Origin of the sequence: uncultured Campylobacter sp., from assembly GCF_937980635.1 — a bacterium.
GTDB lineage: Bacteria > Campylobacterota > Campylobacteria > Campylobacterales > Campylobacteraceae > Campylobacter_B.
In genome coordinates this window covers 54,786-69,329 of sequence record NZ_CALJPG010000021.1, presented here as the reverse complement: position 1 = coordinate 69,329, position 14,544 = coordinate 54,786, and the positions used below count along the sequence as shown (strand labels likewise).

Below are 14,544 nucleotides of genomic sequence, written 5' to 3'. Positions count from 1 at the left end.
GGAAAGGCGGTAAAATGCAAACGCAAAAAGACAAAATCCCCGCGGACATCAGCCAAATTCCGCAAGAAATTTTAAAAAGCTACGATAGATTTCGCTTTTGTAGATATCTGTTTTTAGGGGCACTTTTGACCTTCCTGATTTATATCGTCGTGTTTCTTACGTTTGTACATGATGCGCCCATAATGTCGTTTTTATGCATGCTTGCGCTATCTGCGATAAATATACTCGTCTGCCTAAACAGGCTGAAGTATAAAAAATACGCCCTGCTTTTATTTAGCGATGCAGATAAAGCCTTTATGCTTATATGCATACATGTGGCTGCGATATTTTACGTCCTTTATGCTTTAATCGGATTTTATTTACAGATAAAATATCACATAGACTGGGATACACGTCAGATTATACCCGCTATTTTTATAGCTATTCCGGTGGCGATAATAACATATAACGCAAATCCGGAATTTGACGCCGATGAGACCGTGTATCTACTGGCACCAAAATCGCAGACAAAAATCGGCGGAGCGGTCGCTGATAAAATTTCCGGCGAGCAAAATTTTAACAAAATAAACGACAAGGCGCAAGGTGCCCAAGATGAAGCCGCTAAATTTGAGCAAAAATTTAATGACGCGAGCCTTGAAACAGAATCTATCCAAAGCAAAGAGGAAGCGCTGGAATACGGCAAAGCTCTAGCACAAATTGCAAAAAATTTAAAGCAAAAATATCAACTTCACCGTTTGATCAGATTTGCTTTCGCGAGTTTTGCGACAACGGTTTTTTTGATTTTATTTTCACCAGATTCGTATGAATTACACTGGGCGTTTATAGTTAGCGCCGTTTGCACGATTATATTTTTCTTTTCAAAACGCAGATACAGCAAATTTTTCGTAGAAAATCCCGAAAAAAGCAATACGATTTTCGCGATAGAAAATTTTGCGATTGTGACATTAGTTTTGTATTATCCCATTATGGCTATAGCGTTATGGCTTGCCGGCGGCGGTAGTGAATCTAACGATATAGGGCTATTTTTTGGCTTATTTTATCTTCTAGCAGTGACGCCTGTGTCCGTTATTACTACCCTTGTTTGCCTAGCACGCAACTTAAGCGTTTATAAAGAGATAAAAGAGTGAAATTAGTAAAATTTAAACGAATTTTTAAATAACTTTATCGCGCAAATATATTTCATCAGCTCCTTGTCGGAGTATCCTTTTGCTGTGGAATAACAGCTTGAATTTAGAATTTAAATCAATCCAAAGCAGCACTTTGCGTCTTTAAATTTGCAAGCCCGCCATCTTTAAATATATCTATTATCTGCGTTTATTAAAACGCTCCAAATTAGCTGAGTGTAGAAGTAAGAATAAAGAAGCGTGGAGATTTTAGGCATAGCAAATGCGTTTAAATTTGATCTTAAACGCTCAAGGCTACTGCGTTAGCTTGCATTTCAGCGCCTCTTGCAAAAGTGCATTGGCTACTACTCTCTCCTTTTTTACGAAGATAAAATTTTCGCCGTATTCGCTCTGCAACTCACTTTGCGGATCGGCGCCCGTATGCATCACTATGATATTTGCTTTTAAATTAGAGCCGTTTAGCATCTTAGCGACGATGTCGAGCTTTTGCTGATTTGCGATCGTCAGGATGATGACCGACGCATCGCGCGCATGCAGCTCGTCGATCGCAGTTTTTTGCATTATATTTACAAAGTATATATTCTCTCCGCGCGATTTGCCCAGATCCACAAGCTCTAAATCACTCTCGGCGACTACGTATAGCAGCCCCTGATCTTTAAGGCGTAGCACAACTTCTTGCCCTATCCTGCCGTAGCCTGCTACAATGATGTGATTTTTCATCGGCGGGATTTGAGTTTTATGCTCCTCATCCTCGAGCTTTTCAACCTTAGATTCGAAACGGTTGGCGATTTTGTTTAAATTTTTAAGAATAAACGGCGTTAAAATCATCGTCGCGGTTACGACTGTAATTAAAATTTGCCCGTTTTCCTTACTTAGCATATCGCGGCTCATCAGTAGCGAAAAGATCGCAAGCGCAAACTCACCTATCTGGCATAGCGACAGCGCCGCTTTTAGCGCTATCCTTTTGCCGGTCGAGAGAAATAAGATCGCGTAAATCACAACCGTTTTAAGCGCCATTATAACGATAATAGCGAGCAGGATCAGCCCATAGTGCGAGACGATTACTTCAAAATTTATCTGCATGCCAATCGTGATAAAGAAAAGCCCCAGCAGTATGTCTCGAAACGGCGTCAGATCGGCCTCTATCTCGTGTTTATACTCGGTTTCTGCGATGAGCATGCCCGCGATGAATGCGCCCAGCGTGTACGAAAAACCAAAAACATGCGCCAAAAAGCTAGCCCCCACGACAGTAAAAAGAATGGTCGCGATGAAAATTTCTTTAGAATTTGTCCTTACGACGTAGTAGAGGAAGCGGTTAAAAGCAAATTTACCGAGCACGAAAAGGATCACTACCACTATGGCGGCGCTTACAGCGGTTTTTAAGATTAGATAGTTCACGGGGGTATTGTCAGTCGAGCCGAATATGTCAATCATCAGCAAAATAGGGATGACGGCGAGGTCTTGAAATAGCAGGATGCCAAGCACCTTGCGCCCGTAGTTTTGGTTGATTTCGCCTGTTTCGTTGAGCGTTTTTAGCACGATCGCCGTAGAGCTAAGCGCGAGCGCAAGCCCGATAATCATCACGGTTTTTATATTTCCGCCGAAAGCTTGATCGATGATGAGTGCCAAGATAATACCGGTGCCGAGTACTTGGAGTATGCCGTTAAAAAATACGTCCTTTTTCATACTCATCAGGTGATGGAAACTAAACTCAAGCCCGATGGTAAACATCAAAAAAACAATTCCGAATTCTGCCAGCTCAGACATATGGGCGTTTTCGACACTGCTTAGACTATAGATCTGCGAAAAGCACACGCCCGCGACGATATAGCCGATGATGGTGGGAATTTCAAAAATTTTAAAGACGATATTTAGCACTATCGCAAGCGCGGTGATCGCAAGAAATAGCTCTATAACAAGCTCCATTAACTCCCTTTTTTGTAAGATTATGCATAAAATTTAGCGCTAAATTTATTGTCAAATTTTACATTATCCGCGACCATTTACCGGAGGCGATAATCGATGAAATTTTATCTTTTCATATAAATTTACGGGTAAATTTTATAATGTGATTTTACTAAAATCCCGCTTAAAAATAGAGAAATTATGTCGCACTTTATCGCTAAATTTAGAGGCTCGCGACAAAATTTTAAAATCTAACGCGGCTTGAAATTTTAAATTTTAAAACTAAATTATATAAGACGGCTTTTAAATTTAATCGCAAGCAAATTTACTTGGGTTTGCTTAGCGCAACTTTAAATTTAACGCGAAATTTAACGCGCCCACAAATCCGCACTGAAAATCAAAATTTATCGCTTGGATCTACGCTTGCGAGGCGATCTTGCTTTTTGATAGCATTAAAATCTCAGCTTATAGCACCAGGATCTGATTTTTGCTGAGCTTTAAAATTTTTATTTCGCAAACTTTAATCTGTCTCTCCGCCAAGCTCTAAAATTCTAGCCCGCAGCTCCTCGATCTCGCGCTCATACTCGGCAATCCTTTCTTGCAGGCGAAAGATCACGTCCACGCCCGCAAGATTGACGCCAAGCTCCTTTGTAAGGTTTAAAATCATGCGTATGCGATCCATATCATGCGCCGAGTACAGGCGCATCTTACCCTCAGTGCGCCCCGGGCTTACGAGCCCTTCGCGCTCGTATTGCCGCAGCGTCTGCGGATGGATATCTAGAACCTTCGAAACTATCGATATGAGATAAACCGGCTCATCGTAATCATACATTTTGGTGCCTCCTTATAGCTTTTGTAGCGCGGCTTTGACGTCCTCGCTCAGCGAATCGACGTCGGGCAAAACGACATTTACCACCGCGTATAGATCGCCTAAAATTTTACTCTTGCGATTTTGCACGCCGTAGCCTTTTAGGCGGTATTTCTGCCCGTTTTTGGTATTTTTTGCGATCTTTATTGTTGCGCTTTTGCTCGGCGTCGAAATTTCTACCTTTCCGCCAAACATCGCCGTTTTCAAAGGCACGTCAATCTTTTTGAAAAGATCGTCGCCTTCGCGGCTATACTCGGCACTTGGCGCGATTTTTATCTCTAAAATCAGATCGCCGCTTTGAGCGCCTGATTTTTGTCCTTTTCCCCTGATGCGCAGCTTCTCGCCTGCATTGATGCCCGCGGGCACTTTAAATTTAACCGTCTCGCCGCTTACGCGCACGCTCATCTCGCCACCTTGTATCGCGGTTTCAAAAGGAATTTCAATCGAGCTGTGCGTATCTAGGCTCTGCGCGCCGCCAAATCCGCCACCGAAACTGCTGCCGCTAAAGCCACTAAAACCTTCGCCGCCACCAAAAGAGCTGAAACTAAATCCACCGCGCGAACCTGCGCTTTTTGCGCCGAAGGAGCCGCCGAAAATGCTGTTTAGGATGTCGTTTAGATCGCCCATGTTTGCCGAGCCCTGCGCGAAATCGTGGAAATTCTGCCCACCGAACATCTCATCGCCATGGCGGTCATACTGCGCCCGCTTCTTCTCGTCGCTTAAAATTTCATACGCGGCGTTAATCTCTTTAAATTTATCCTCAGCTCCTGGTTCTTTATTGATATCCGGGTGATACTTGCGAGCTAACCTGCGGTAAGCTTTTTTAATCTCCTCGGCGCTTGCTGATTTATCTACGCCTAAGGTTTCGTATAAACTGCTTGTGCTTGCCATTTTAATCCTTAAAATCTTAAAATTTATGTAGATTATATCATAAAACTTTAGTGAGTGTCAATCAAGTTTGCTAAATTCTATTTATAAATTTTAATTTTGCGTTAAGAATATATTAGCGGACAAAATTTATAATTCCGCCAAAATTTCATTATCACAAAGGAAGCAAAAATGAAAAAATCGATCATCATATCGATAGCTTTAGCAGGTGCGCTTTTTGGCGCTAATATAGACATTAAAGAAGCTCCAAGCAATTATGAGCGCGTAAATCCGGGCTTTAATCAAGACGTGGTGCTCTCATATCACAGCTCCGTTGCGGACGTAAAAAAATCCGTCGTCAATATTGCAACTAAAACCAAGATCAAAGCAGGCAACAGCCCGATGTCACAGATGTTTGACGATCCGTTTTTTAAGCAATTTTTCGACTTTGACATTCCGCAGCAGCAGGAGCGCGAGGGAAGCTCACTAGGCTCTGGTGTCATCATCTCCGAAGACGGCTATATTGTCACAAATAATCACGTAATAGAAAACGCCGACGAAATCGTAGTTACGCTATTAGAAGGCGATAAGGAATATAAAGCCAAGGTGATCGGCACCGACCCTAAAACCGACCTTGCAATTATTAAAATCGACGAAAAAAATCTCTCTGCGGTTAAATTTGCAGACTCGTCCAAGGCTATGGAGGGCGATATCGTCTTTGCTATCGGAAATCCTTTCGGCGTGGGCGGCACCATCACTCAAGGCATAATCTCGGCGCTAAATAAAAACAATATCGGGCTAAATCAATATGAAAATTTCATCCAAACCGACGCTTCGATCAATCCGGGCAACTCAGGCGGTGCACTAGTGGATAGTCGCGGCGCGCTTTTGGGAATAAATTCCGCTATTTTAAGTCGCGGCGGCGGAAATAACGGCGTAGGCTTTGCGATCCCTTCAAATATGGTAAAAGAGATCGCCGAAAAGCTCATCACAAACGGCAAGATCGAGCGTGGCTTTATAGGCGTTACGATCTCAGATATGTCTAAAGATCAAAAAGAGCTCTATGAAAGCAAAGAGGGCGCGCTAATCTCAAGCGTCGAAAAAGACATGCCTGCCGATAAAGCAGGCATCAAGCGCGGCGATTTGATTACCAAAATAAATGGCAAGTCTATCAAAAACGCCAACGAGCTAAAGAATTTAATCGGCTCAATGGCTCCGGGAAGTTCGGTAGATGTAGAATTTGAACGCGACGGCAAAAGCAAGAGCACGACTATCAAGCTAGACGCGATGAAATCCGACTCCACCACCTTAGGCTCAGCTGGCGAGGACTCAAAAAGCGCAATAGAGGGGCTAAAGCTAAGGACGTTAAATGACAGCTTGCGCCGCAAATATAACCTCGACGACGATGTCTCGGGTGCCCTCGTCTTAAGCGTCAAAGATGGCTCAAAAGCCGATGATTACGGCTTTGAGGTAGGCGACGTGATCATCCAAGTCGGTCAAAACGATGTCAAAAGCTCAGACGACTTTGATCGATATATCAAAGATTACAAGGGCAAGAAAACCCTAGTCTGGGTTATCAGACGCGGAATTCCGCAAGGTCTTGTAATCCGCTAAGCTTGGTCCACTAAGCTTAGCGGCGAGAAACGCGAAAGCGTTAAAATTTAACCGCGGCAAGCCCAGGACAAAGCATTACGGAACATGCGAATAAGCTAACAGAATCTTTTGAGGTTTTGGACTTTTTGACAAGCGGAATTCCTAGCTTTCGAGCGTAAGAGATACATAAACTATAAAAATGGGCTTTTGGCAGGCATTAAAGCTACCGGAAGCTCTCTGTTATTTCAAGCACCTCTGAAAGCCCTCTGTTATTTTAATTAAACAGCTCCAAAAGCCCTTTGCCATTTCAAACACAACTGAAAGCCCAGATTTTTCGCTTGAAATTCTTAGAATTTTACTTTTTTGCTTTTGTTTTCACTTAGAATTTTTAAAATTTAACCCTCCACGCCGCTACTTTATCGTTTTTATCGCCTCGTCTGGGACTGCTTTAAAATTTTAATCTCTTTGCTAACAACATACCGCAGAAATATGTGCTTTTAACCTAGAATTACTTCAAATTTTAATTCCTCTTGTATATTACTTCACTTTAAATTCTACAAATCCAAATTTATAAAATTTATGCCCTACCCTATTTCTTGACATCAGAAACTACTGCCTCTTGATTCTAATGCTTTTCTAGCAGCGACGCTTCTTGGGAGTTCCGTTGGTTAAATTCTAAGGTCGGAATTTTAAAATTTCATCATTTTGTAATCGTAATTTTTCGTTTAAGCTTCAATAACAAAAATAAGCTGAAATTTTACTTTATTATCGAAAACGTTACATCGCGATACCCATTTTTTCGCGTTAAGCTACCTTTCGTTAGAAATTTTATTAAATTTATTATAAATAGGTATTTTTATAGTATAATGGATAGTTTTTATTTTTTACGAAGGATTACAACTATGAAAGATATTAAGATACCAATTATCTCAGGTCTGAGCATCGCTGCTACGCTAGCACTGATGCCGGTGCAAGCTTTAGCCGACAATGCAAAAGCGACAGTAACCGGCGGCGGTAGTGATGGTGTTTTGCATACTCCAGGCGGCGGGTATTACTCGGGTGGTTATGAAGGTGCCGGTAACGGAGGCGGCTCCAAAAATCATATAGTAACTATCACCGGAAATGCTTCAGGTACTGATATGTCTGGCTACAGTATATACGGCGGCGGTATGGGCCATCCTAGCATTACGCCTACGACATCGGCCGATGGAAATCAGATCACCGTTCAAAACCGCGCTACCGTTACCACCGTAATAGGCGGTGAAGGCATAGGCGCAACAGGCAATACCGTAAACATAATAAATGCAACCGTTAATAGAGTCGTTCTCGGCGGCAACGGCACTTGGGCTGGAAAGCCAGGATATTCGGGAAACGCCGTCGGCAACACCGTAAATATCGAAGGCAATAGCCATATAATCGGCGATAATAACACCATGGGGAGCTTCGAAGCTATAGTATCAGGAGGTCGTGCTAGATATGGTCGCTCCGCAGAAAATAATACGGTAAATATTAAAGGTGCAGCGCAAATAGATAAATATAGGATAGAGGGCGCTACCATACACCAAGGCGGCTCCGCGAAAGGCAATGGCGTAAATATTACGGGCGCTATCGTCTTAAGCAACGGTCAAGAAATAGACGGCGCGGTATCGGTATCTCCAAATTCCGCTAGTACGTTAGAGAAAAACTATGTCGTCATAAACAGCGCCGGTGCTAAGCTTCAAAATATAACAGGCGCCAATGCTACTAGAGAGGGTATTACCATTGGAAGCAACGCTACGGCTAGCAAAAACTACGTAAAGCTACAAAACGGAGAGGTTCAATCTACTACGGGCTCATATATGGCAGCCGTTTCTAACGACAATTACTCTGAAATCAGCGGCGGAAAGGTTATAGGTGACGTTCACGGAGGCTTCGGCGGAGGTTCTGGTACCAATCACGTCGCTACTAGCACGAATGATTACGTCAAAATAAGCGGCGGCGAGATAGGCGGTAGCGCTTACGGCTTCCGCAACGCAAATGGAGAGATAAAAAATAGTTACGTTGAAATGAGCGGAGGCAAAGTAGCACAAGATGCTATAGGCGGAAACAGCATTAATGGCAAAATTTCAAACACCAAAGTAACTCTAAACGGTGGTGAAGTGAGCCACGATGTCATCGGCGGAAATAGCGTTAACGGCGACGTTACGGGCGCCAGAGTAGAGATCGCAAACGGCGCTACGATGAGCCACGATATCATCGGCGGTAGAAGTGAAGAAGGCAAGGCCGAGGCTAACTGGGTAGTAGCTGATTTAACCGGCAAAAGCGTCTTTCAGGTAATCGGCGGAACTAATAAAATCAGTAGCGGCAGCGGAACGGCAAACAATAACCACGTCCAAATAACCGGCGGAACACTAAACGGTCCTGCTCTGGGCGGACGCGGCGAACAAGGCGTCAGCGGCAATGAATTCTTCGCGACCGGAACGACTATCAACAACCACGTTTCTGGCGGAACTACCTCAAGCGGCAATGCCGTACAAAACGCTTTATCCTTGGTAAATTCTACAGTCAACGGAAATAGCCAAGTAAAAGGCGGTAACGCTATGGCGGGCTCTGCAACCAATAACACCGTAATTTTGCAAGGCTCCACGATAAACGGAGTAGTTTATGGTGCGCAAGCTACCGCTGCAGGCAGCAATAATAATACGGTAAATTTAACGAATAGCACCGTTACCGGCACGATTTACGGATTATTCGGTAGCGGCAGTGGCAGTGGCAATACCTTGATAAATGCTTCAAACACTATTGCTCCTAATAAAGCAGGCAATATCGCTAGATTTGACGTTTTAAATTTCTTAGGTATATCAAATGCGAATTCCGATGCAAGCAAAGCCGCTCTTCAAATCACGGGCGGAGCTCAAACCGATATAAATAACGCTAAATTTCAACTTGACGGCGCCGATTATAATGTAGATACCTATGCTATAGGCGACGGCGAGAAGCGTTATCTGATCCACAATGAAAACGGATTTACCGGTTTTGACGAAACGCAAACGACCAAGCGCACCGATAACGTATTTACGATCAAAAACGCCACTACCTACTCGATGAATTTAAAGGGTCTGATGAAAGATGATGACGGAAAATCCATCGTAATCCAAGGTAAAAAGAAAACCGATCGCACTATCGATGGAGCGTTCGATAACGGCGAGGTTGGTAAATACTCCGGTCCTGCAGGCGATCCTACTATCGACGTAGGCGAAAATCCAAATGCACCGCAGAATTTCGGTGGGCTAGATATCGATACCACCAACGTAACTAACGCTACCGTAAATTTGATCGGCAGCAACGACATCGGGACGATAAAAGGCGACGCCAATGACGTTGTAAATGTCGGTAAAGACGGTGCCAATCCGCTAGTGCCGGGCAATATTGCCGCTAAAAATATCGAGGGAGTCGGTAAGTTAAATTTTAATCTCCCTAACAACTACAACGGAAACGATCCTGCACTTAAGCTTACAGGAAGTACTATTACCGATCTTAGCCAGACGAATGTTAATGTAAATACCAATAACCTTGATGATAATAAAGACTATAAGTTAATCAGCAAGGATAACGGTACTATAAATTTCCAAGATAGAAGCACCCAAAAAGATCAGGTCTATACCATTACCGATAAAGATCACTACCAATATGACGGTGAAACCTTCCGTAAACAAAACGCAGATAAAGAGCTAGTATATAGAAAGGGCACCATTACGGATGCTTGGATCGATAACGGTTTCGATAGCACGGAGCTAACCAAGAACCAAGCTAACAATGATGCTCAAGTAGGAGCTCATAAGTTATTCGGTAATAAAGGAAACACCGTAAACGTATCTCAAAGCGCAGGAGATCTAAACGGTAAGAATATAAGCTCGGGTAGAGCTGATGTCAAAGACAGCGTAACTCCAAATACCATCTATAACAATAAGACTGTAGTTAAGGGAGGAACAAATTTCGGTAACGTAAATGCAGGTTACGGCGATAGCGGAACCCAAGAGGTTCACCACAACGAGCTAAGCTTTGAAGATAGCTCAAAAGGTGCGGTGGTAAACGGAAACGTAAGCGCAGGTTATGCCTTAAACGGAAACGTTCACGATAATACCGTAACTACAAACGATACCGTTATTAACGGAAACGCTTACGGCGGTGAAGCAGCAAATGGTAATGCGGATAGCAACACTATAACTCTAAACGACGGCAAAGTTACCGGCGACATAAAAGGCGCAAAAGCTAGCGGCTCCGCAACCAATAACGCAGTAAATTTAAAAGGCTCAGCTAGAGTTGACGGTAACGTTTACGCTGCAGATGCAAGCAGCGGTAGCGGTAACAGCGTAAATTTCCATAGCGGAAGCGTAGGAGGAACGATCTATGGTCTATCTAATACAAGCGGTACCAACAATAGCCTAAACGTATATAACGCCTCTACTCAAAAAACCGCAGGCGATATAGCAAATCTAAATGTATTAAACTTCAATGGAATTTCAAACGCTAACGGTAGCGCAGATGCCGCAGCTTTAAATTTAACCACTGCTGGCAATACCGATATCAATAACGCTAAGTTCCAACTAAACGGAATAGACTACGATCCAAGTAACGATAGCTACGGCTCTTTAAATATCGAAGAGGGTAAGGAGTATTATCTAATTAAAAACGGAGGCGATTACTCAAATTTCAAAGAGAAAGCTAAGCAGCAGACAAACGTATTTAATATCACCGATGCTTCTACCTATGAGATCTCTTTAAAGGGTATGTTAAAGAGCACGGATAACCACTCCATCTTTATCCAAGGAGTAAAGGATACCAAACGCAATATCTCATCAGATAAAAACTTCGATAGCGAAGAGGTCTTAAAATATGATCCCGATCTTACCGCAGGTACTATAATCAACGTAGGTAAAGCCGGCGAAAACAAGAACTTTAACGGACTTAAAATAAATACGGTAAATGCCGATCCTGCTAAACCTATAAAAGCAACCGTTACTCTAGTAGAGGGTAATAATATAGGAACTATTACCGGCGATGACGACGATACTTTAAAGATAGGTAAAGATGACGGCTCTATGACCCCTGGAAGTATAGAAGCAGAAAACATCGCAGGCTTTAAGAAGATCGATTTTAATCTCCCTAACAACTACAACGGAAACGATCCTGCACTTAAGCTTACAGGAAGTACTATTACCGATCTTAGCCAGACGAATGTTAATGTAAATACCAATAACCTTGATGATAATAAAGACTATAAGTTAATCAGCAAGGATAACGGTACTATAAATTTCCAAGATAGAAGCACCCAAAAAGATCAGGTCTATACCATTACCGATAAAGATCACTACCAATATGACGGTGAAACCTTCCGTAAACAAAACGCAGATAAAGAGCTAGTATATAGAAAGGGCACCATTACGGATGCTTGGATCGATAACGGTTTCGATAGCACGGAGCTAACCAAGAACCAAGCTAACAATGATGCTCAAGTAGGAGCTCATAAGTTATTCGGTAATAAAGGAAACACCGTAAACGTATCTCAAAGCGCAGGAGATCTAAACGGTAAGAATATAAGCTCGGGTAGAGCTGATGTCAAAGACAGCGTAACTCCAAATACCATCTATAACAATAAGACTGTAGTTAAGGGAGGAACAAATTTCGGTAACGTAAATGCAGGTTACGGCGATAGCGGAACCCAAGAGGTTCACCACAACGAGCTAAGCTTTGAAGATAGCTCAAAAGGTGCGGTGGTAAACGGAAACGTAAGCGCAGGTTATGCCTTAAACGGAAACGTTCACGATAATACCGTAACTACAAACGATACCGTTATTAACGGAAACGCTTACGGCGGTGAAGCAGCAAATGGTAATGCGGATAGCAACACTATAACTCTAAACGACGGCAAAGTTACCGGCGACATAAAAGGCGCAAAAGCTAGCGGCTCCGCAACCAATAACGCAGTAAATTTAAAAGGCTCAGCTAGAGTTGACGGTAACGTTTACGCTGCAGATGCAAGCAGCGGTAGCGGTAACAGCGTAAATTTCCATAGCGGAAGCGTAGGAGGAACGATCTATGGTCTATCTAATACAAGCGGTACCAACAATAGCCTAAACGTATATAACGCCTCTACTCAAAAAACCGCAGGCGATATAGCAAATCTAAATGTATTAAACTTCAATGGAATTTCAAACGCTAACGGTAGCGCAGATGCCGCAGCTTTAAATTTAACCACTGCCGGCAACACCGATATCAATAATGCTAAATTCCAACTAAACGGAATAGATTACGATCCAAGCAATGATAGCTACGGCTCTTTAAATATAGAGGAGGGTAAGGAGTATCACCTTATCCGCAATACCGGTAATACCTTTACGAGCTTTACAGAGAAGGCTAAGCAAACAACAAAGGAGTTTACGCTTAGAAATTCTACCACCTACGATATAATGCTAAAAGGCTTAATTAAGAGCGGCGACGATCAATCTATCTTGATTCAAGGAAGCAAGCTTACCTCTAGAAATATCACCGGCGGCGAGTTTGGAAACGATGAGATCAATAGATATAGTCCGATCCCAAACCCTGTAATAAACGTAGTTAACGAAGATCCTTCTAATCCTACGGATTTTAACGGCTTAGATATCGACGGCGGCAATGGCTCTACCGTAAATTTAACCGGCGGCAATAATATCGGAAATATCACCGGCGGAGCTGGAAGCACTCTAAACGTAGGTAAAAACCCTACCAATCCGGCAGCTCCTAACTCTATAACCGCTAAGAATATCGGAGGGTTTGACAATATCAATATCTTTATGCCACCTACCGTTAAAGACGGCGATTCTATGATTAAGCTTACCGATCCTACGGCTAATACCGATCTAAGCAATATGAGAGGTAAGATCACCGCTTACGTTAGCGGCAATACCGATGTAGGAGATACCAGCACGATCCATCTGATAGATAAGCAAGGAAGCGGACGATTACTACTTCCCGATCCTTCGCATCTACAAACCAGAGTTCAGCAAGGAGCTACCATAGAGTATGAGACCTACGGTATGGTAGATGCAAACGGAAGAGCTTTAGATCTTAGATTTAGCGGTAAAAGAAGAGTAAAAGACGATACCAAATCCTTCGCAGAAACCAGAGCAGCAAGCTTAGCTAGCTTAAAGAGCGGAAGTGAGTTAATCACTAACTACCTAGATAAGCTAATACCGGATGGTCATTTAGAGCTATTTCCTTTTGCTATAAGCGAAGCTTATGATCTAAGGCATGAGACGGGCTCACACGTAAATTCCAAAGGCTATGGAGTAGCAGCAGGACTTGCCAGCTTAACTGAGAATTTCGCAGGAGATATCTTAAGCGGAGTATTCGTTGAATATGGAAGAGCCAACTACGATAGCTACTTAGATAGCGGCCTACATGCAGACGGAGATAGCGAGTATATAGGCGGAGGCTTGATGCTAAAGCAAAACTTTACTAGCGGCACCTACGTAGATGCAAGCTTTCACGTAGGTAAGATAAGTAGCGATTACAATAGTAACGACTGGACCTATGCCATAGCTCCTGGAGTATTAGCTCATAATGAGAAGTTTGATATCAGCTCAACCTATATGGCTACTCATATAGGAATAGGTCAGATCTTTGATCTAAGCCAAAGTAATAAACTAGACGTTTATACTAAATGGCTATATGCTTACACGGATGATGCAGATGCTACTATAAGCTCTGGCGAGAGATATCACTTTGATAGCGTTACATCTAATAGGCTAAGAGTAGGTCTTAGAGATACTATAAATCTAAAAGATGAGCATAACCTATACTTTGGCGGAGCATACGAGTATGAGTTTAGCGGAGATACCAAAGCATCTACTATGGGGCTTGATGCTCCTAAGCCTAGCTTAAAAGGCTCTACCGGAGTATTTGAAGCCGGCTATAAGTATGAGAGTAAAAACCTAATCTTTAGCCTAGGAGGCAAGGGCTACGTAGGTAAAACAAGAGGCGGTGCTATCAATGCAGGGTTTGAGATTATGTTTTAAATTTTAAGAGATGCGTAAGCTCTAGCTCACGCATCTATAAAATCAAATCCTATACTTAAAATTTCAGGGGCGGGAGATTTCTCGCCCCTTTTTAAATTTAGACGCTATGCACTAGATAAATTTCATAGATTCGCTCTTATGCGATAATGAT

At 42.8% G+C, this 14,544-nt stretch carries 6 protein-coding genes; 3 read left to right on the top strand and 3 right to left on the bottom strand.

Annotated elements, in window-relative coordinates:
• The first annotated feature begins 14 nt into the window (after positions 1-14).
• Positions 15-1,127: a hypothetical protein gene (locus tag Q0460_RS05110; protein WP_299085596.1), complete on the top strand. Its 1,113-nt coding sequence runs from the start codon at positions 15-17 to the stop codon at positions 1,125-1,127.
• Positions 1,128-1,418: 291 nt separating this feature from the next.
• Here the strand turns inward: Q0460_RS05110 and Q0460_RS05105 are convergent, their stop codons facing one another.
• The 3 genes from Q0460_RS05105 to Q0460_RS05095 form a co-directional block, all read right to left on the bottom strand.
• The gene (locus Q0460_RS05105) at positions 1,419-3,050 is read right to left on the bottom strand and encodes a cation:proton antiporter (protein ID WP_295152028.1); all 1,632 of its coding nucleotides are present in this window, start codon (positions 3,048-3,050) and stop codon (positions 1,419-1,421) included.
• A 499-nt stretch (positions 3,051-3,549) separates the two neighbouring features.
• Positions 3,550-3,861 (bottom strand): helix-turn-helix transcriptional regulator, encoded by a 312-nt coding sequence (locus Q0460_RS05100; RefSeq protein ID WP_299085594.1) that lies wholly within the window; start codon positions 3,859-3,861, stop codon positions 3,550-3,552.
• Positions 3,862-3,873: 12 nt separating this feature from the next.
• Positions 3,874-4,788, bottom strand: coding sequence for a DnaJ C-terminal domain-containing protein (locus Q0460_RS05095; protein WP_299085592.1), 915 nt, complete (start codon positions 4,786-4,788; stop codon positions 3,874-3,876).
• Between the two features lie 168 nt (positions 4,789-4,956).
• Between Q0460_RS05095 and Q0460_RS05090 the strand changes: the two genes are divergently transcribed.
• Positions 4,957-6,378 carry a Do family serine endopeptidase gene (locus Q0460_RS05090; protein WP_298987319.1) on the top strand — a complete coding sequence of 474 codons (1,422 nt, stop codon included), beginning with the start codon at positions 4,957-4,959 and terminating at the stop codon, positions 6,376-6,378.
• A gap of 881 nt (positions 6,379-7,259) precedes the next feature.
• A complete protein-coding gene (locus Q0460_RS05085; RefSeq protein WP_299085590.1) occupies positions 7,260-14,393 on the top strand; it encodes an autotransporter outer membrane beta-barrel domain-containing protein in 7,134 nt (2,377 codons plus the stop codon).
• Positions 14,394-14,544: the final 151 nt, after the last annotated feature.